Source organism: Blautia stercoris (genome assembly GCF_054657695.1).
In genome coordinates, this window is record NZ_BAAHYF010000001.1 from 1,374,375 (window position 1) to 1,394,859 (window position 20,485).

The window sequence follows — 20,485 nt, forward strand, 5'->3', positions numbered from 1 at the left end:
GAAGCTTTCAACTCCCACTGACAGAAGCATCCCCCCTCCACCGCTTAGTGCTTCGCACACTTGAAGCGGGGGAATGCTTATCTGCGTTCAAATTCGAATATCTTTTACAGTAATTCGCCAAATAAATCTTTTACAGTCGGATAAATCTTAGCAAATTTCTGATATTTTTCTTCATATTTTGCTGCCAGTTCCGGTTCCGGTTCTACCGTATCAATAACTTTTACAATCTTAGCTGCTGCATCCTCTACGGAAGCGAACTCTCCGTTTGCAACTGCTGCAAGCATTGCACCGCCAAGTGCCGGTCCTTCTTCGGATTCAATTACATCTACTTTGATGTTTAAGATGTTTGCAATCATTTTCTTCCATAACGGACTCTTTGCACCGCCACCACAGATTTTTGTGCGTTCAATCTTAATTCCAAGAGATTTTGCAACCTCAAAGGAATCACGGATTGCAAAAGCGACACCTTCCAAAACAGCCTGTGTCATATCGGCTCTTGTGCTGTCCATTGTAAGACCAATGAAAGTTCCTCTTGCATTTGGATTATTGTGAGGAGAGCGTTCTCCCATCAGATATGGCAGGAAGTATACATTATTTTCACCAAGTTTTTCAATTTTTGCCTGCTCACCGGCATAATCTTTTGTTCCGATGATTTCATCCATCCACCATTTATTACAGGAAGCCGCACTTAACATACATCCCATTAAGTGATAATTTCCATCCGCATGAGCAAATGCATGGAGTGCATTGTGTGGGTCTACACCAAATTCTTTGCTTGAAATAAAGATTGTTCCACTTGTTCCAAGGGAAATGTTACACATTCCATCGCCAACAGTTCCTGTTCCAACTGCGGCTGCTGCATTGTCACCTGCACCTGCTACTATTTTACAGGTTGCCGGAATACCCAGTTCTTCTGCTAATTCCGGTTTTAATGTTCCAACTACTTCATAGCTTTCAAACAGTTTCGGCATCTGTTCTTCTGTGATTCCGCAGATATCAAGCATTTCTTTCGACCAGCAACGGTTCTTTACGTCCATTAACAGCATACCGGATGCATCGGACATATCACTGCAGTGAGTACCGGATAATTTATACGCCAGATAGTCTTTTGGAAGCATGATTTTTTTGATACGTTTGAAATTCTCCGGCTCATTTTCTTTTACCCACAGAATCTTCGGTGCAGTAAATCCTGCAAATGCAATATTTGCTGTATACTCAGAGAGTTTGTCTTTTCCGATTACTTCATTTAAGTAAGCAGTCTCTTTTGTTGTTCTTCCGTCATTCCAAAGAATTGCCGGACGAATGACTTCATCATTTTCATCTAAGATAACAAGACCATGCATCTGTCCACCAAAGCTGATACCTGCAACCTGACTCTTATCACATTCTGCTGTCAGCTCTTTGATTCCCTCAATACTCTGTGTCCACCAGTCTTCCGGTTTCTGTTCTGACCAGCCTGGATGCGGAAAAGAGAGAGGATATTCTCTGGAAACAATTTTTTCAATTTTGCCTTCTCCGTTCATTAACAGTAATTTTACAGCGGATGTACCAAGGTCAACACCAATGTATAACATATTTTCTTCTCCTTATTCACTAAGAGGCTGCTCTTTCGGGCAGCCTCCATTTTTGATTCTTACCTGCAAAAATTATGCAAATGGATTTTCTGTTGGGTACAGAGTTCCCTTTGGCTGGTTGTAGTCGATTTCTTCTACATCAATGCCAAGGTATTTAAATACTTCATAGAGCGCTTTTCCGAAGTGTCCAAAAGCAACTGCTCCGTGATGTGGATAGTTCTTTTCTACCAGTACGTGACGATAGAAACGTCCCATTTCCGGAATTGCAAAGATACCGATTGCACCAAAGGAACGAGTTGCTACCGGAAGAACTTCACCATGTGCGATGTATGCACGAAGTTTGCAGTCAGCTGTGCTCTGCAGACGATAGAATGTGATATCTCCAGGGATGATATCTCCTTCAAGAGTTCCCTGTGTTACTTCTTCCGGAAGTGCTCTTGCCATAATCATCTGATATTTCATAGAGCAGAAGGACAGTTTCTGGGAAGCTGTATTTCCACAATGGAATCCCATGAATGTATCTTTATGTGTATAGTTGAATTTTCCTTTGATTTCATCATTGTACATATCAGCCGGAACTGTGTTGTTGATATCAAGCAGAGTAACGATATCCTGGCTTACAACAGTACCAATGAATTCACTTAATGTTCCCCAGATATCTACTTCACAGGATACTGGAAGTCCTCTTCCTGTTAAACGACTGTTTACATAGCAAGGTACAAAACCAAACTGTGTCTGGAATGCCGGCCAGCATTTTGTTGTCAGGGCAACATACTGTCTTGCACCTTTATGAGCTTCTACCCAGTCAAGCAGAGTAATTTCATACTGAGCAAGTTTTGGAAGAATTTCCGGTTTTTTATTTCCTTCTCCAAGTTCTTCTTCCATTTCTTTTACAATACCTTCGATACGTGGATCTCCGGCATGTTTGTTAAAGCTTTCAAACAGGTCAAGTTCGGAGTTTTCTTCGATTTCAACACCTAAATCATACAGACGTTTGATTGGAGCATTACAAGCAAGGAAGTCTGTAGGACGCGGTCCAAAGCTGATGATTTTTAAGTTTTTGATTGCAACGATTGCACGTGCGATTGGCTCGAATTCAGCAATCATATCCGCAACTTCTTCCGGTGTTCCAACTGGATATTCCGGAATATATGCTTTTAATTCACGCAGTTTTAAGTTGTAGCTTGCGTTAAGCATACCACAGTAGGCATCACCACGACCCTGTACTAAGTTGTCTCCTCTTTCTTCTGCTGCTGCAACAACCATAGCTGGTCCATGGAAGTATTTTACCAGTAAAGTTTCTTCTGTTTCCGGTCCAAAGTTTCCAAGATATACAACTAATGCATTACATCCTGCTTCACGCAGTTCTTTTAATGCCTGTTTCATATCCATTTCATTTTCTACAACTGTTGGACATTCGTAGATTTCACCTTTATAAGCAGCTGCTACTGCTTTTCTTCTGTTTTCTGACAGAGATTTTGGGAAACAGTTACGGCTTACTGCTACAATACCTAATTTTGCCTGTGGCATATTTGATAAATTCATTTTATTTTCCTCCTGAAAAATGAAACTAAAAATTTGATTTTAAATTTCTTATTTTACGGAAAGATTTTCTCCAATCAATCCTTCAAAAGCGCCCTGGATTTTTGCATCTTTATGTGCGATGAGCCATTTATTTTTTGCAAAAAGCAGTTTGTCTTCTGCTGTATTGTTCTGTGGTGCCGGTGCATCTTCGTTTGTTCCTTTCGGAAGAATGACTGCTGTACAGAACTTATTTTCATTTACATTACATGGTGCATAGTGAAGGGTGGTTGCATATACTTCCACGACCGTTCCTGCCGGAACAAGAAATGCTTCCATCTTCTCTGTCTGATATGTACCATCAGCTTCAATGTCCTGCTCTTTTCCAAGAATCAGGATTAAATCTGTTAATGCTACATTGACTTCACTATCTCTGTGGTATTCCACTGCATTCAACAGATAATTGCTTCCATTACAATAACCTACCTGAATCGGCATTCCTCCAAAAAGACTGTAAGCAATCTTTTCTACGCTTGGACAGGCTTCAAGGGCTTCATCTGAAGCAACATAAATAACATCATCCGGCTTTGGTGTTTTCTCAAGTGCAGCCAGAAGATCGCTTACGTTAAGTCCTGTTACGACTTTTCCGTATGGAGCAAATGCTTTGTCCATGACATTTAAAATTTCCATGGGACGTTACCTCCTTCTTAATTAGTTTAGTCATTAAACTATATGCTTATGCTACCATCGAATGTAAAAAAAATCAAGTCGTTTTTTGCTTTTTTTATAAAAAAATTCTACTTGCAATTTTGCAAGCAGAATTTTAAATTTTTATCTTACTATATTTTATTTTACTATAACATCTGTACCCAAATATTGATTTGAAATTTCTGAAAGTGTTCCATCCTCTTTTAATGGCTCTAATGCCTGTTTTTCGATTGCCTGGATTAATCCATTATTTTTCTTACCAAAGATAGCAATTTTGGTATTTTTCGGCTTTTCAGTTAACTCATCTTCTATCGCACTGACATCTGCATAAGCATTTGTTGCTTCATATTTTTCACAGTTTTCTTCTGTCATGCCAACACTTGAAATCACACAATCATAAATGTCTGCATCTAATGATTTTAATAAATTTTTCTGGGTAGTATCGATAATTTCAAGTTTTAATCCAAGTTTCTCTGCTACCTGCTCTGCTACCTTTGCCTCAAATCCATCCGGTCTTGCGGTATCGGTATTTAAATAACTCATCGGAGAATCATTTAAATTCATTCCAATTTTTAAGACACCTCTTTCTATAGTAGAAATACTTCCATCAGAAGATATCTTCCCCACACCACAACCTGACAGGGAAATTATCATTAAAACAGCGGCTAACGCTACTGCTCCCAGTTTTCTTCTTATGTTTTTCACATTTTTTACCTCACTTTTTGTTTTTGTTAACGCATACATTCCATTTTGCTAACACTACGATATCATGCTCCCTCTTCTTTGTCAAATATGTGCCTTCGGTTCTTGCAAAAGGATTTTGCTAATGGTATGATAGAGCTAAAAGAAAAACTGGAAGGAGTCATTGAGTTATTATGGCAAATTCTTGGAATGGAAAACCTTACTATTCATTCGATGCAATGCTAAAGGAACGATTTTCCACCAAAGTTTATAAAGTAGCATTAAATGGAGGAATGAGCTGTCCAAACCGTGACGGTACACTCGGAAACGGAGGCTGTATTTTCTGCAGTGCCGGAGGTTCCGGTGATTTTGCCGGAAATTCCTGTGACAGCATCACCACCCAAATTAAGATTCAGGCTGACCGCCTCAGAGAAAAACGTGGGGCAAAAAAATTTATTGCCTATTTTCAAGCATACACAAACACCTATGCTCCCGTTGACTATCTGGAAAAAATTTTTACAGAGGCACTTTCTTATCCCGATGTTGTCGCAATTTCTATCGGCACACGCCCCGACTGCCTTGGAGACGATGTCATTGCACTTCTAAAACGTTTGAATCAGATAAAGCCTGTCTGGGTTGAACTTGGTCTTCAAACCATGCATGAAGAAACTGCTCGCTACATTCGCAGAGGCTACTCACTCTCCTGTTTTGAAACAGCAGTAAAAAATTTAAAAGACGCAGGGCTTGAAGTCATTGTGCATACCATTCTTGGACTGCCAGGCGAATCAAAAGAAGATATTTTAGAAACGATTGATTATTTAAATCACAAAGACATTCAGGGAATTAAACTTCAGCTTCTGCATGTTTTAAAAGGAACCGATTTAGCTTCTGATTATCTGGATGGTAAATTTAAAGTCTACTCCATGGAAGAATATATTGATTTGGTCATCAGCTGCCTCGAACGCCTTTCACCAGACATCGTTGTCCATCGCGTAACAGGAGACGGTCCAAAAGCACTTTTAATTGCCCCTTTATGGAGCAGCGCAAAAAAAACAGTATTAAACACCCTTCATCATGAGTGTAAAATCCGAAACACCTGGCAGGGCAGACTGTTTCATGAAACCTGAAAACCTATCACAAATGTACTCTTGGATTTTTTCTGTAACTATCATAAAAGATTTCAAGAGAACATTACATTTAAAAGGAGGACTCTCATGGGAGAATCACTTACTTTATATAAACTTATTGTACTCTATATGCTGGAAAAGGTAGATTTTCCACTAACCAACGCACAGATTTCCGGATTTATTCTTGATAAAGGATATACTACCTATTTCCATTTACAGCAGGCACTTTCAGAGTTAACCGAATCCGAGTTAATCCACTGCGAAACTATCCGAAATTCTTCTTATTTCTCGATTACAAAATCCGGAGAACAGACACTTGAGTATTTCGGAAAAGAAATTCCTAAAGAAATTAAAGGAGAAATTGCTGAATTTTTCAAAAATAATGCAATGGAAATCAAGGAAGAACTTTCAACCTTTGCCAATTATTACAGAGGAGAAAAAGAAGGTTATCAGGTTCGATGCAGCGCAAAAGAAAAAGAAGTACCGCTTATTGAATTAACTATGACCGTTCCGACAAAGGCTGCCGCTGAAGCCGTGTGTGCTTCCTGGCAGACAAAAAATAAAGCCGTATATGAAAAACTGCTGGACATGCTCATGTAGCATGCTCAGCAATTTTTTTTAAATGTTCCTGTATCTGTTTTTCATATCCGTTTTCACTTGGATGATAAAATTTCGTCCCCTCTATCTCAGATGGAAGATACTGCTGTTTTACATAATGATTCGGATAATCATGTGCATACTTATATCCAATTCCACGTCCAAAATTTGACGCTCCTTTATAATGTGCATCCTGAAGATGCGGAGGAACGGTTGTTTTTACCTGTTTTACATTTTCCATTGCATCAAAAACCGCCATATATGCCGCATTGCTTTTTGGCGCACACGCTACATATAAAACTGCCTGCGATAAAATAATCTGAGCTTCCGGCATACCAACCCGCTCTACTGCCTGAGCTGCCGAAACTGCAACTTGAAGTGCCTGTGGATCTGCATTTCCTACATCTTCTGAAGCACAAATCATAATTCTTCTTGCAATAAATTTAATGTCCTCACCGGCATAAAGCATCTTTGCCAGATAATAAACTGCTGCATCAGGATCAGAACCTCTCATACTTTTGATAAATGCCGAAATCGTATCGTAATGATTGTCTCCGGTTTTATCATAACGCACTACTCGTTTCTGAATACATTCAGAGGCAACTTCTAATGTAATATGTATCTTTCCATCTTCACTTTTTTCGGTTGTAAGAATGGCAAGCTCTAATGCATTTAAAGCTGCTCTTGCATCTCCGCCTGCAATATCCGAAAGGAATTCTCTTGCATCGTCATCCAATACCGCACCATAAGCACCCATTCCTTTTTCGGTATCTGATACCGCCCTTAAAAGCAGCTTATCAATATCTTTCTTTTCAAGTGACTTTAATTCAAACACAATCGAGCGTGAAATCAGCGCACTGTTTACTTCAAAATACGGATTTTCCGTAGTTGCCCCGATTAAAACCAGCGTTCCATCCTCTACAAACGGAAGCAGATAATCCTGCTGCCCTTTATTAAACCGATGAATCTCATCTACAAATAAAATCGTCTTTTTTCCGTACATTCCAAGATAATCCTGTGCTGTTTTTACGACTTCTTCCATGTCTTTCTTTCCGGCAACCGTCGCATTCATCTGACAAAATCTTGCACTTGTTGTATTTGCAATCACCTTTGCAAGTGTTGTCTTTCCGGTTCCCGGAGGTCCGTAAAAAATAATACTACTCAGTTTATCTGCCTTAATCGCACGATAAAGCAGTTTTCCCTTTCCAATAATATGTTCCTGACCTACCACCTCTTCTAAAGAAACCGGTCTCATCCTTGAAGCAAGCGGAGATTCGTTTTCTAAAGTCTGTTCTTTCATATAATCAAATAAATCCATAACCTTCTCCATTTCGTAAAATATATTTTGTCAAGCGGATATTCGCAATCCGCTTTCGCTACTTGCTTAAATTTACTCCAAAAGCAGTTCATCCACCGTAACAAATTCATAGTTTTCTTTTTCAAGCGTATCAATAATCTGAAATGCCGCCTGAACGGAAGTTTCAAAAATATCATGCATTAAAATAATATCACCTTCTTTCACATCTTTCACTACTCTTTTTACGATTTTTTCTGTATTTTGCAGTTTCCAGTCAAGAGAATCAACATTCCAGAAAACAGGAAGCATGGTCACACAAAAATCCAGATTTTTCTTCCACTCCCCAAACGGTGGACGCACAAATGAAGGGCAGACTCCGGTTGTCTCATAAATTTTATTACAGCCTTTTAATATTTCTTCTTTCGCTTTCAATTCTGAAAGTTTATTTAACTGCACATGGTTATAAGTATGACTTCCGATTAAATGTCCTTCTTCTGCCATCCGTTTTACAATCTCTTCATTTCCTTCGATATTATTTCCAATCAGAAAAAAAGTTGCCATGACTTTTCGCTTTTTTAGACCATCTAAGAGTTCTTCTGTATAAACCGGATGGGGTCCGTCATCAAAGGTCAGTGCAATTTTCGGATGTTCCTCATCTGAAAGTGCTCCAAATACAGATTGTTCTTTTTTATCAAAGTCTCCATCTAAACCTGCCACGGCGATTAACATAAAAAATAAAATCGTAATACCGGCTAATCCTTTTATTCGCTTCATTCTTTTCTATCCAAATTCTCAGTTTTACTTGTTATAACAATATATTCAAAAAAAGCCGGATACTTCCAAAAAAGTATCCAGCTTTCTAAAACTTACATTTTTACAATTTTTTATTTGTAAAGCGGACATTCGCGATCCGTTCCGCACACTTGAAACGGGGGAATGCTTATCTGCAGTAAAGCGGACATTCGCAATCCGCTTCGCTACTTGCTCATGAACGCAGTCGCTTCGCGTTCTGTCAGTGGGAGCTTCCAACTCCCACTGACAGAAGCATCCCCCCTCAACCGCCGCTTAGTGCTCTGCGCACTTGAAACGGGGGAATGCTTATCTGCGTTCAAATGCATCTACAAGATCCTGACCGTCATCATATCCGGCTTTCTTTAATTCTTCTACAAACCATTCGTCAATGCCATCTACTGCTTTTTTGAAGGACTCTACATCAAGTTCTTCATTTTTCAGTACTTCTACACCATTTTCATTTTGCCAGCGGGAGAGAATTTCGTCATCTCCTGCACGGTTGATTTCACGTTCATACTGTACTGCTTTCTGTCCGACTTCATCGACTACTTCCTGCTGTTCTGGTGTCAGTGCATCATAAACACCCTGATTGATTCCAAAGAACAGACAGTCATAGTTTGCATTCCACAGCGAACAATATTTCTGTACTTCCTGCACACTTGCTGCATCAATTGCCGGAAGTGGATTTTCCTGACCTTCCACCGTATTCTGCTGAAGTGCTGTATAAGTTTCAGACCAGTTCATATTCGTTGCATCTGCGCCCCATCTCTTATAACATTCCATCAACAGGTTGGAACCTGCTACACGGATTTTTAAATTCTTCATGTCGTCTACAGAAGTTACCGGTCTGACAGAGTTTGTCAACTGTCTGAATCCATTTTCTGCAATTCCCATACAATGAATATCATAATCTTCAAGAATAGATTTTAACTTTTCTCCGGCTTCCCCATCGAGTTTTGCATCCGCATCTTCTACGGAATCAAATAAGAATGGAAGAGATACCACATTAAATCTCGGGTCAAATGCAGAGTAAATTAAGTTTGAATGTAAGGAAATCTGCACCGGGTCTCCATTCATAAGTGCCTGAATTCCCTCTGACTGGTTTCCGTTTGTCAACTGGTCTGCTGCATACACATTTACCTTGATCTTGCCGCCTGTTGCCTGTTCCATCATTTCGCCAAATTTCTGTCCGGCCTGTGCCCAGGTACTGGTTTCTGTAGTAGAGCATGCAAAGTTCCAGGTCTGTTCTTTCCAGTCTAAGTCACTTCTGTCCTCTACTTCATAATTTCCTGCACTGCTTTTTGCAGTAAATACATTAATTAAATCTTTTACTTCTGCCTCGTCAAATCCTTCTGCAACCAGCTGTTCTTCATACCACTGCGGAATGTCCGCAACTGCATCTTTGAAAGAATCAATGTCAAGGTCTTCGTACTCTGTGATTTCCACACCGTTTTCTTTTGACCAGCGGGATTTGATTTCATCGTCACCGGAACGGTTGATCTCACGTTCAAAATCAACTGCTTTTTTACCTGCTTCATCAACTACAGCCTGCTGCTCCGGTGTCAGTGCATCGTAGATATCCTGGTTGATGCAGAAGAACAGACAGTCATAGTTTGCATTCCACATAGAGCAGTATTTCTGTACTTCCTGTACACTTGCAGCATCAATTGCCGGAAGTGGATTTTCCTGACCTTCTACTGTATTCTGCTGAAGTGCTGTATAAGTTTCAGACCAGTTCATGTTGGTCGCATCTGCGCCCCATCTCTTGTAACATTCCATTAACAGGTTAGAGCCTGCTACACGGATTTTTAAGTTTTTCATGTCGTCTACGGAAGTTACCGGTCTGACAGAGTTTGTCAGCTGTCTGAATCCGTTTTCTGCCATACCCATGCAGTGAAGTCCGTACTCAGATAAGATTTCATCTAATTTCTGTCCTGCTTCGCCATCCAGCTTCGCATCGGCATCTTCTACAGAATCAAAAATAAATGGTAAAGATACAACATTAAATCTTGCATCAAATGCAGAATAAATCAGGTTTGAATGCATGGAAATCTGTACCGGATCTCCGTTCATAAGTGCCTGAATGCCTTCTGACTGATTTCCGTTTGTCAGCTGGTCTGCTGCGTATACATTTACTTTTACTTTACCGCCGGTTGCCTGTTCCATTAATTTTCCAAACTGTTCTCCGGCCTGTGCCCAGGTACTGGTTTCGGTGGTAGAACATGCAAAGTTCCAGGTCTGTTCTTCCCAGCCAAGGTCACTGTAATCATCAATCTGATTATAGTCATCATCAGACTGGCTCTCTTCTGCCTCAGAATCATCTGCTGCAAGTTTCGATGTTCCTGTATAAGAACTTCCTGCGAAGAGTTTTGGCAGACAAGTAGAAATCTGCGGAATATAAGTCACCATCAAAAGGACAACTACGCAGGCTGCAATCATCGGGAGCACCGCTTTGGAAATTTCCTGAAGGGTAACTTCCAGTCCTTTTTTGATTTTGACACTGATTGCAACAAATAAATTAACACCTACCGGAGGAGTAACCTGTCCGATTGCAAGGTTGACCGTTGCAACAATACCAAAGGCGACTAAATCATATCCAAGTGCTTTGCAAACCGGAAGCATAATCGGAATAAAAATATACATTGCAGAGTTTGCATCGATAAAGCATCCTGCAATTAAGAAGATTACATTTACAATTAAAAGAAACGTAAACTGATTATGTGCTACACTGGAAAGCAGACTTGACGCTGCCTGCGAAATACCAAATTTGGTACATACAAATGAAAACAAAGAAGCACATGCTACGATCAGCATGATACCACCGGTTGTCTTTGCAGACTCTACAAAGATATCTACCAGATCTTTAAATTTTACTTCACGGTAGATTACCATACCAACAAACAGACCATAAACTACGGATACCGCTGCTGCTTCTGTCGGAGTAAAGATTCCTCCATAGATTCCACCAAGAATAATAATTGGCATTAAGAATCCCCAGAATGCATCAGCAAACGCTTTTCCACGCTCTCCCCAACTTGCTTTTTTGGTTGTCGGCTGGATTCCTTTTTTACGCACTTCAATCATAATTACAACAATCAGTGCCAGACCCATTAAGACACCCGGAATAATTCCGCCTGCAAACATATCCGCAATGGATACACCTGTAATAGAGGCATAAACTACGAATGCAATACTTGGCGGAATGACAATTGCGATAGAACTTGAAGTTGCCATCATCGCAGTTGAGAATGGAGCAGAAAATCCTCCTTCTTCTACCATTGCCGGAATTAAAACTGCACCAAGCGCAGCTACGGTTGCCGGACCGGAACCTGAAATTGCGCCAAAGAAGCAGGCTACGATAACACATACAATCGCAATACCACCTCTTCTGTGTCCTACACAGGTATTTACAAATTTAATCAGACGTTTTGAAATTCCGGCTTTTGCCATGATATTTCCGGATAATACGAAAAATGGAATGGCAAGCAATAAGAATTTACTGATTCCGGAATACATATTTGTTGCTACAATTGTTAAAGAAGTTCCCGAATATAAGATTGCACATACGGAAGAAAGTCCAAGGCAAATCGCAATCGGCACATTTAAGATTAAGAATACAAAAAATGATAAGAATAAAACCGCACTAATCACTTATGCCTCCTCCTTTCTCTTTGCAAATTTAAAGTCTGTACAAAAATCGATGCAGTATTCAATAAAATGAAGAATCATGCAGCCTGCACCAATCGGTACAAAGGACCAGAAAATCCATTCCGGCCAATTTAATACGAATGTACGTTTTCCATTTGCAAGCTGTGTCAGTACCTTATCCATTCCGTAATAGAACAGTATCATTGTAAAAATTACAGATAATACAGTCACTAAAATTGCAATTGGTTTTTTTGTTTTTTTCGGCAGTCGTTCTGTTACCAGATTTAAACTGACAAGCTCTCCCTCTCGGCATGCAAGAGCTGCTGCCAGTAAGGTAATCAGAACGAAAACTGCTACCACCAGTTCTTCTGTAAAAGACCAGGAACGGTGGATGACTTTTCTTGAAAATACATTTCCAACTGTGAGAACCAGAATCAAAATCGTTGATACAACTAAAATCAATTTTTCGATACCGGCAAGCACATCCATGATTTTCTTGTAGGTTTTCATCTTTTTTTCCTCCTCTTGACTTAAAACCTGAAGAAGCATAAATCCCAAACACATTTGCACGTGCTACGCGTACACAAAAGGCGAAAAAAAAGAATCCTACCTACAGGATTCACTGCCTGTTTCTAAATTTATACATTCTTCTCGAACATTTTACTTCTTTTTTATATTTCCGTCAATAGTATTTAAAAAAAGACAGGAAATGAAATTCAAAAATTTCATCTCCTGCCTGATTTCTCACTTCTAATTTTAATTAAGCAAGTTTAGATTTTGCAAGTTCTGCTAATGTAGCAAATCCTTCTGCATCGTTGATAGCCATGTCAGCTAAAACTTTTCTGTTTAAGTCAACGTTAGCCAGTTTTAATCCATACATAAATTTGCTGTAGGACAGACCATTCATTCTTGCTGCTGCGTTGATACGAGCGATCCATAACTGTCTGAATTGACGTTTTTTCTGTTTTCTTCCGGCATAAGCACTTGTCAGAGCTCTCATTACAGACTGTTTTGCAACTCTGTACTGTTTAGAACGAGCACCTCTGTATCCTTTTGCCATTTTTAATACTCTATTGTGTTTTTTCTTTGCGTTTAATCCGCCTTTGATTCTTGCCATTTCTTAATTTCCTCCTGTTTTAAAACGAATATCGAATTAGATGTACGGTAAAATCTTCTTCATGTTCTTTACATTAGTAGCATCTGTAATAGCTGCTTTTCTCAGGTTTCTCTTTCTCTTCTGAGATTTCTTTGTTAAGATATGGCTCTTATAAGCTTTATTTCTTTTTAATAATCCTGTACCTGTTTTTTTGAAGCGCTTTGCAGCTGCTTTTGTTGTTTTCATTTTTGGCATGATTGTATCCTCCTTAAAACTCTTTTAATGAACGTCTAGCGTTTTTCTGTCAAAAACATGGTCATGCTGCGTCCCTCTACCTTCGGTGCTTTTTCAACAACCGCAATATCGGATAAGGACTGTGCAAACTCATCTAAGATGTGTTTACTGCTCTGCATATGTGCCATCTCTCTACCTCTGAAACGAAGTGTTACTTTTACTTTATTTCCTTTGGTAAGGAATTTTCTGGCATTGTTGACCTTGGTGTTTAAATCGTTTTCTTCAATATTTGGAGACAAACGCACTTCCTTAACCTCGATGGTTTTCTGTTTCTTTTTAGCTTCCTTTTCTTTTCTCGCTAATTCGTACTTATACTTACCATAATCAATAATTTTACAAACTGGCGGTTTTGCTGTAGGAGCAACCTTTACCAGGTCTAATCCTGCTTCCTGAGCATGTTTCTGCGCATCTCTGGCAGACATAATACCAAGCTGTTCTCCATTTGCGCCAATGAGACGGACCTCTCTGTCTCTGATTTGTTCATTAATCATTAATTCGCTAATTGTTGTGCACCTCCATAATATTGATAAAACACTCATCTGACTTTTTTGTCAGCCACCTACCTCATAACATTCTGAAAAAAATAAGAAAGAATTTCCTATGAAATAAATAAAAAGTGGACAGCATAAGCTCTCCACAACATATTCCCATAAAGAAAACGCAAAAGCGCATCAATTATTTCAAATATGAACCATAGTCACTTACTCGTGCTAAGGTGAGAGCAATTACTCTGCTTTCTTTTTCTTCAGACTGTATTACGATATCATAAATAAACTGCAATGTCAAGGGGTTTATGTAAAAAGAATCCCGTTTCCCGGGATTCTTTTTTCTGTAACTTAATTCAGCTCAAAGCTTCCACATTTTGTTTCATCACAGTGACAGGCACTGGCACCGGTAATTGTAATTTTATCTGCACTGCATTTCTCCTGATTGTTAAATGTACACTGGCAGGCTTTGCAGTCTACGTTAATTGTTTTACATCCACATTCTCCGCCAATGCTGTTCATCGCACTTCCGCTTCGTTCCACAAAACTGCTGCAGTAGGTTTCGTCTGCGACTTTTGCATTGCTTCCATCTACTACGATATCTCCTTTGGAACAGTATTCCTCTTTGTTGTAAACACAAGTTCTTGCTGTACAATTTAATAATGGCATAATTATTTCCTCCTTAATCTTCATACCCTGAGAGTACGTTTACCAAGAACAGTATGTGTAGAAAGAAATTTTTTATGCATTAGTTTTTTATCTTTTACAGAACAGAAACTCAAACGACTTAACAAAACCCCTGTACTTAGTTGGGCTTCTTCTAAGTGCAGGGGCTTTTCAAAGGGGAGGATAAGTATTTCTACTTTTTCTTTTGTTCTTCCAGGAAGAGCGTCACGTATTTGTGCCTTCCCTCCATGGACTACTTATAGTATGAGCAGTTTCTGTTAAAATATACAATGGGATTGACAAATAATTAAAAAAATACTAGGATGACAGAAAAATTGGTTTCTTTTACCTAAGACTTCATAATAGAAATAAATTGAACCTTTTTATCCATTTCTTTTCCAATAATTCCAATTACTTTTCCCATAGTAAATGCGGCAAGAACTGTTCCAACACCCAATCCCATAATATGTCCAAGACATAAGAAAGTCATAAATCCGGTAATAAACAGGCAGGTAACATCAAAAGGAACTTTGATTTTGGAATACTCACGTTTTAAGATATCTGCAAGTTCTCTTGGAAACAGGTCTGTCGGAATAATCGGCATTTTGCAGCGGTTTGAAAGTGCGATTCCAAAGCAGATGATGAGATAACTTAAAACAAAATATACTACACGCAATGGAATCGTGTATGGAAGCTGGCTGACCCATGCCTGATGGATATCTACCATTTTTCCAAAGAAAAATCCTATAACAAAACTAAATAAGTATTCCGGAATAAATTTTTTCCGAAGTACCATTAAAGTTAAGATAAGCAGACTTTGAAAAAGGTAAGTCCAGGTTCCAAGAGTGAGTTTTGGAAATACTTCCGAAAAAGCATAAGGCACACTTGAAATGGCTGATATGCCTGAGCCAGAGTGAAGCATCAAAACGACGCCGAGGCTATTGATAATGACAATCACAATAAGAGTAAGTTCTCCACGGATTGTAAGTTTTGAATCATTCATTTCTCTTTCTTCCTTTTCATTTATTCATTTGCGCTTCTCATTATAGACCCGTTTTTTTTTGCTTGCAATGCATAATCTGCCTGGAAACTATAAAAAATATTGAAAAATCTGTGCATATCGTATATACTGTTACGTATAGGTGCTTTGCGCCCAAAATATGAATATTAAGTAAAAGGTGGTAAAATACATGGCATTATTACAGGAATGGAGAGAGATTGCATATTCTCAGGAAGCAGACAGGGCACAGCTTCAGAAATTCTGGACAAACTATTTCTTAATTGAAAAAGGAATTTATGAAAAACTTCTTGCAGACCCGACAAATGTAGAAAGAGGAACTGTAAAAGAACTTGCTGAAAAATTTGACGTAGACATTATGACAATGGTTGGTTTCCTTGACGGAATCAATGACAGCTTAAAAGTACAGAATCCAATTGAAGAAATGGAAGAAGATACTGTAGTGAATCTCGGATTTGATACAGAAATGCTCTACAAAAACATGGTAGACGCAAAAGCAGACTGGCTGTACGATCTTCCTCAGTGGAATGAAATCTTCACAGAAGAAAAGAAAAAAGAATTATATGTAGAACAGAAAAAATCCGGTACAGTTGTAAAAGGACCGAAAATCGGACGTAACGATCCGTGTCCATGCGGAAGTGGTAAAAAATACAAACACTGCTGTGGAAAAAACAAATAATTATAAAAAAGTAGAAGGCGGAATTTTTCCGTCTTCTTTTTCTATCAGGAAAAACTACTAATGAAAGTGAAAGGATTTTATTTATGAGAATATTATTTATTTTATTAGGAAGTTTTAGTATTCTTTATTTTATCGGAATTGTATTGTATGCAGGACTTTCTTCCTTATTTCCGTGTATCTGGGCAGCAGCAGGACTTGTGTGTTATGCAATAGCAATTTTGTTACGATTAGAAGCAACGCATCACTGGAATATTTTAAGTATATTTCCAAAACCTGTAAAAACAGTATGCCTTACTCTGGCGATTTTGGTGGTCATTGCATTTTTGATAACAGAAGGTCTGATTTTTTCGGGAATGACTCAGAAACCATCTAAAAATCTGGACACGCTGATTGTATTAGGGGCACAGGTCAATGGAACGAAATTAAGTAATTCATTGAAGCTTCGCTTGAAGCGGGCAAAAGAATACCTCAATGAAAATCCAGAAACAATAGCGGTTGTCTCCGGTGGAAAAGGTTCAGGAGAAGAGATTTCCGAGGCAGAAGCAATGTATAAATATCTGGTTTCACAAGGAATCGATACGAGACGTCTGATAAAAGAAGACCGTTCTACTAATACAAATGAAAACCTAAAATATTCACTTGCACTTTTAGAAAAAGAATTAAATAAAAAGCCAGAAGAGCTACGAATTGGAATCGTAACCAACGGCTTTCACGTATTTCGAGGAACTTCGATTGGAAAAAAGATGGGATGCCGACAGATAGAAGGTGTTCCGGCAAAAAGTAACAAATTTTTACAGCTAAATTATCTGGTGCGAGAATGTCTTGGTATCTGGAAAGATAAACTGGTCGGAAATCTATAGCTGAATTTTTCGATAAATCTAATCCTGAATTATTCATGGTTGTTCCATGAATAATTCAGGATTAATTATCATACGTCAATCTGTTTGATATGATTAATATCTCTAAGGTCTACTATCCTTGTACATACTTTTTCAGCCAGCGCCATGTTATGGGTAATAATTAACATTCCATAACCGTTCTTTTTCGCAGTATCCAAAAGCACCTGCCATATCTGAGCTTGTGTAATCACATCCAGCATCGTAGTAATCTCATCGCATAGAAGGAATTTCACATCCGGACTTAATATTCGTGCAATACAAAAACGCTGCAGTTCTCCACCTGATAATTCTGACGGCCAACGGTTCAGCCAATCTTTTTCAATTCCCATCCGAGCTAATACTTCTTCTCCAGGAGTCCAACATTCATTCAGGATTTTTTTCATTTTCCATCTTGGATTAACTGCATATTCCGGATGTTGATATATCATTTGTACAGGACACATTCCCTTTTTAGGCAGCGGTTTTTCGTCAATCATCACGCTTCCGGAAGTCGGATTCATATACCCTGCAATAATTTTAGATAACGTGCTTTTTCCATAACCGGATGGTCCTACAATTCCAACACGTTCTCCTGCTTCTATTGTCAAAGAAACATCTTTTAAAATCCAAGGAGATTTATCTGTATATCTAAAATCAATATGTTCTAATTTAAGTTGCATTTACACACCTGACCTTTCCCCCTCGCAACTCCCTCATTGGTATTTGTCCCGTACATTTTTCAGATACATCGGGACAACGATTTGCAAATAAACAACCTTCTGGCAAATTTCCAGCATAAGGCTGTATTCCGGGAATCGGCTGGAATTCATTTTGTGGCAATGCTCTCAGAAATGCCTTGCTGTAGGGATGTCGTAAGTATTCTTTTCCCTTTTTAAAATCTTCCGTTGGTGAAATTTCTACAACTGTACCAGCGTAAAATACTGCAATTCGATCTGCAACCTCAAATGCCAAATCAATATCATGAGTAATTAGTAGAATTCCCGTACCTGTATTTGCTATTTTTCTAAAATGTTTTAATGTATCCATAGCCATATCAACACTAAGTCCTGGTGTCGGCTCATCTGCAACAATTAATTTAGGAGTTTCCAACACCGCCGCTGAAATCAGTACACGCCTGGCCATCCCTCCGGATAATTGAAACGGATACATTTCTTCTACACTTTTATCTAACTGATATTTTTGAAACATTTTGCATTGTTTTTCTTCTGTAGAATATACCCCTACTACCTGTGGTCCAACTTTCATAACGGGGTCCAAATGGTCTACCGACTGTGGAATATATGCAATCTCTCTACCAAGATACTGTTTTCTTAATTTATCATCCAACTGTTTCCCCATATAGCAGACACTTCCACTTGTGCTTGCATTGCCAGGCAATAACCCTAATATCGCCGATGCTAAAAGACTTTTTCCTGAACCACTTGAACCTACAATAGCCACAATTTCTTTTTCTTTTACATCTATAGACAAGGAATGAATTACTTCCAGATTTTCTTTTCTAAATCCTTTTTTATACATGCTAAAAGAAACAACCAAATCATTTACTTCTAAAACTGTTTTTCTATTATCCATTTTTACCTCTATTCGTTACCACTTCCAGGATTCCATAATTTTTTCAGATTATCTCCCATAACATCAAATAAAACAACTGCAATTAGCAATAATAGACCTGGAAATAAAGCCAGCCACCATTTTCCTGTAGCTAAATGTTTCATTGCTTCAGATAAAATGACACCAATTGCAGGCATCTCTGCCGGAAGTCCAAATCCTAAGAATGTAATAGATGCTTCATGCATAATCGCATGAGGAAACAATAACACTAAACCAATCAAATAAGATGGCAACACATGTGGAACAATATGAGTAACTGCCACTTTCCATTTTGAAATTCCCATTTTATAAGCAGCTTGAACATACTGAGAAGAACGAATTTGCATAACTTCAGACCTCACAATTCGAGTCAGTGACGGCCAATGTGTTAATGCAACTGCAATTGTTACTCCTTTTACTCCTTTTCCCAACATAAAGGAAATCAACATTAACAGTACCAAATGAGGAAGCCCCATACACAAATCCACCCCCCAATTAACCACCTTATCTACCCATTTTCCAAAAACAGCAGCAGCTATTCCAAATATTAACGCAACTATTGAGCTAACAATTGAAGCAAGAATTCCTATCACAATACTATTTGACAATCCTTTAACACATCGATAAAACATATCTCTTCCAACAAAATCTGTTCCAAAAGGATGTTTTAAACTTGGACTCAAGAATTTATTTGCATAGTTTACTGCATATTTTTCAGGATTCATAAATATTCCCCATATAAAAATCCCTGCCAGGTAAACAACTGCGATTACCATTAATACAACAATTTTGGTCTTTCTATTCCATACAATTTTTTTATCAGACATACTCTTCCCCCTCTCTGATTCGCGGGTCGAATACGCCATATAAAATATTTGCCATTAAATTTCCTGCAAATACAAACATTGCACTGCATAATGCAATCCCCAGTAACAAAGGAACATCTGCATTTAAAGCTGCTGCCGTAGTTGCCGTTCCTATTCCTGGATAGGAAAATACATTCTCTGCCAATGCCATTCCTCCAAAAAGTTCACTAAATGATGCAAACTGAACAGTAACAGCCGGTAAAATAACATTTCTCAAAATGTGTCTTGTTATTAATTGTTTTTGAGATTCTCCTCGCGCTTTCGCATATAAAATAAAATCACTATTCATAATCTCTATAATTTTTTGCCTTGTGTACAGGATTACATCACTCATACTTACAATCGTTAACGTAAGCACAGGTAAAATCAAGTGATAAATTCTATCCCAGATTGTGACCTCACTGGCTAATTTACCCGCTGGCACAGCCATCCCCATTGGAAACCATCCTAATTGAACTGCAAACAACGATAAAATTAACAAGCCCAACCAAAAAGTTGGCGCAGACTTTGTAATCAAACAGAATAGTTTCATAAACCTGTCAAAAATACCACCTTGATGTATTCCACATAATATTCCAAGAACAAATCCTAAAATTCCAGAAAAAAACCACGCCAGTAGCATCAATACAATTGAATATAAAAACCTTGTTTTAATAATCTGTATTACCGGCTTTTTATACGTGATAGACTCTCCAAAATCTCCATGTAATGCATGATTTGCCCACGTAACAAATCGTTCCGGCAATGGGTCGTTCAATCCCCAATATTCCGATATTTCTTCCTTTGCTTCATTTGACAACGTAGAATTTGTCCCTATGTAAGATACAAGAGGGTCAATTGGTGCTTTTGTAATAAGAATAAATGCCACCAAACTTACTGCTATCAATAACAAAAGCATCCTAATCGCTTCCGATAAAATTTTTTTTACGCTTTTCATTTATCCCTTT

21 protein-coding genes are annotated in these 20,485 nt (G+C 38.5%); 4 read left to right on the forward strand and 17 right to left on the reverse strand.

The features are described from left to right. Positions 1-104: 104 nt before the first annotated feature. From xylB to ACYQ2D_RS06645, 4 genes are all read right to left on the reverse strand, one after another. A complete protein-coding gene (xylB, locus tag ACYQ2D_RS06630) occupies positions 105-1,574 on the reverse strand; it encodes a xylulokinase (protein ID WP_459784965.1) in 1,470 nt (489 codons plus the stop codon). Positions 1,575-1,646: 72 nt separating this feature from the next. Next, positions 1,647-3,119, reverse strand: coding sequence for an L-fucose/L-arabinose isomerase family protein (locus tag ACYQ2D_RS06635; protein WP_117455079.1), 1,473 nt, complete (start codon positions 3,117-3,119; stop codon positions 1,647-1,649). Between the two features lie 48 nt (positions 3,120-3,167). Beyond that, positions 3,168-3,785, reverse strand: a complete 618-nt coding sequence (locus ACYQ2D_RS06640; RefSeq protein WP_022304653.1) for a DUF4867 family protein — start codon at positions 3,783-3,785, stop codon at positions 3,168-3,170. A 156-nt stretch (positions 3,786-3,941) separates the two neighbouring features. Continuing rightward, on the reverse strand, positions 3,942-4,508 hold the full coding sequence (locus ACYQ2D_RS06645) for a transporter substrate-binding domain-containing protein (protein ID WP_459784967.1): 567 nt from the start codon (positions 4,506-4,508) through the stop codon (positions 3,942-3,944). 170 nt (positions 4,509-4,678) lie between these two features. Here ACYQ2D_RS06645 and mnmL point away from each other — a divergent pair, with 170 nt between their 5' ends. Next, a complete protein-coding gene (gene mnmL / locus ACYQ2D_RS06650) occupies positions 4,679-5,611 on the forward strand; it encodes a tRNA modification radical SAM protein MnmL/YtqA (RefSeq protein ID WP_459784968.1) in 933 nt (310 codons plus the stop codon). An 87-nt stretch (positions 5,612-5,698) separates the two neighbouring features. Continuing rightward, positions 5,699-6,211, forward strand: a complete 513-nt coding sequence (locus ACYQ2D_RS06655) for a DUF4364 family protein (RefSeq protein WP_117455073.1) — start codon at positions 5,699-5,701, stop codon at positions 6,209-6,211. Here the strand turns inward: ACYQ2D_RS06655 and ACYQ2D_RS06660 are convergent. The 9 genes from ACYQ2D_RS06660 to ACYQ2D_RS06700 all read right to left on the reverse strand — a co-directional run bounded on the left by ACYQ2D_RS06660 (position 6,204) and on the right by ACYQ2D_RS06700 (position 15,489). Next, the gene (locus ACYQ2D_RS06660) at positions 6,204-7,526 is read right to left on the reverse strand and encodes a replication-associated recombination protein A (RefSeq protein WP_022304657.1); all 1,323 of its coding nucleotides are present in this window, start codon (positions 7,524-7,526) and stop codon (positions 6,204-6,206) included. The genes ACYQ2D_RS06655 and ACYQ2D_RS06660 overlap by 8 nt on opposite strands. 72 nt (positions 7,527-7,598) lie before the next feature. Then, on the reverse strand, positions 7,599-8,279 hold the full coding sequence (locus ACYQ2D_RS06665) for a polysaccharide deacetylase family protein (RefSeq protein ID WP_459784971.1): 681 nt from the start codon (positions 8,277-8,279) through the stop codon (positions 7,599-7,601). A gap of 324 nt (positions 8,280-8,603) precedes the next feature. After that, on the reverse strand, positions 8,604-11,948 hold the full coding sequence (locus ACYQ2D_RS06670) for a TRAP transporter large permease subunit (protein WP_459784973.1): 3,345 nt from the start codon (positions 11,946-11,948) through the stop codon (positions 8,604-8,606). Next, positions 11,949-12,455 carry a TRAP transporter small permease gene (locus tag ACYQ2D_RS06675; protein ID WP_117455068.1) on the reverse strand — a complete coding sequence of 169 codons (507 nt, stop codon included), beginning with the start codon at positions 12,453-12,455 and terminating at the stop codon, positions 11,949-11,951. 250 nt (positions 12,456-12,705) lie between these two features. After that, positions 12,706-13,062: a 50S ribosomal protein L20 gene (gene rplT / locus ACYQ2D_RS06680; protein ID WP_022304661.1), complete on the reverse strand. Its 357-nt coding sequence runs from the start codon at positions 13,060-13,062 to the stop codon at positions 12,706-12,708. Positions 13,063-13,098: 36 nt separating this feature from the next. After that, entirely contained in the window at positions 13,099-13,296 is a 198-nt protein-coding gene (gene rpmI / locus ACYQ2D_RS06685) for a 50S ribosomal protein L35 (RefSeq protein ID WP_022304662.1), read from the reverse strand. 35 nt (positions 13,297-13,331) lie between these two features. Continuing rightward, positions 13,332-13,826 (reverse strand): translation initiation factor IF-3, encoded by a 495-nt coding sequence (gene infC / locus ACYQ2D_RS06690; RefSeq protein ID WP_022304663.1) that lies wholly within the window; start codon positions 13,824-13,826, stop codon positions 13,332-13,334. A gap of 345 nt (positions 13,827-14,171) precedes the next feature. After that, positions 14,172-14,489, reverse strand: coding sequence for a DUF1540 domain-containing protein (locus ACYQ2D_RS06695; RefSeq protein ID WP_459784975.1), 318 nt, complete (start codon positions 14,487-14,489; stop codon positions 14,172-14,174). 346 nt (positions 14,490-14,835) lie between these two features. Continuing rightward, entirely contained in the window at positions 14,836-15,489 is a 654-nt protein-coding gene (locus tag ACYQ2D_RS06700) for a DUF6198 family protein (RefSeq protein ID WP_117455064.1), read from the reverse strand. 187 nt (positions 15,490-15,676) lie between these two features. On the opposite strand from ACYQ2D_RS06700, the gene ACYQ2D_RS06705 reads away from it, so the two are divergent. Together ACYQ2D_RS06705 and ACYQ2D_RS06710 are read left to right on the forward strand one after the other, a co-directional pair. Next, entirely contained in the window at positions 15,677-16,183 is a 507-nt protein-coding gene (locus tag ACYQ2D_RS06705) for an SEC-C metal-binding domain-containing protein (protein ID WP_459784977.1), read from the forward strand. Positions 16,184-16,266: 83 nt separating this feature from the next. Further along, entirely contained in the window at positions 16,267-17,043 is a 777-nt protein-coding gene (locus ACYQ2D_RS06710; protein WP_459784979.1) for a YdcF family protein, read from the forward strand. A 68-nt stretch (positions 17,044-17,111) separates the two neighbouring features. On the opposite strand, the gene ACYQ2D_RS06715 is transcribed toward ACYQ2D_RS06710, so the two are convergent. The 4 genes from ACYQ2D_RS06715 to ACYQ2D_RS06730 are packed head-to-tail and all read right to left on the reverse strand — an operon-like array spanning position 17,112 to position 20,475. Continuing rightward, positions 17,112-17,741, reverse strand: a complete 630-nt coding sequence (locus tag ACYQ2D_RS06715; RefSeq protein WP_022304669.1) for an ABC transporter ATP-binding protein — start codon at positions 17,739-17,741, stop codon at positions 17,112-17,114. Continuing rightward, the gene (locus ACYQ2D_RS06720; protein WP_459784980.1) at positions 17,731-18,654 is read right to left on the reverse strand and encodes an ABC transporter ATP-binding protein; all 924 of its coding nucleotides are present in this window, start codon (positions 18,652-18,654) and stop codon (positions 17,731-17,733) included. The genes ACYQ2D_RS06715 and ACYQ2D_RS06720 overlap by 11 nt, the downstream gene beginning before the upstream one ends. Before the next feature lie 8 nt (positions 18,655-18,662). Beyond that, on the reverse strand, positions 18,663-19,499 hold the full coding sequence (locus tag ACYQ2D_RS06725) for an ABC transporter permease (RefSeq protein WP_022304671.1): 837 nt from the start codon (positions 19,497-19,499) through the stop codon (positions 18,663-18,665). Then, complete coding sequence (locus tag ACYQ2D_RS06730; protein ID WP_459784981.1) at positions 19,492-20,475, reverse strand: ABC transporter permease; 984 nt, start codon at positions 20,473-20,475, stop codon at positions 19,492-19,494. Before ACYQ2D_RS06730 ends, ACYQ2D_RS06725 begins: the two co-directional genes overlap by 8 nt. Between the last annotated feature and the right edge of the window lie 10 nt (positions 20,476-20,485).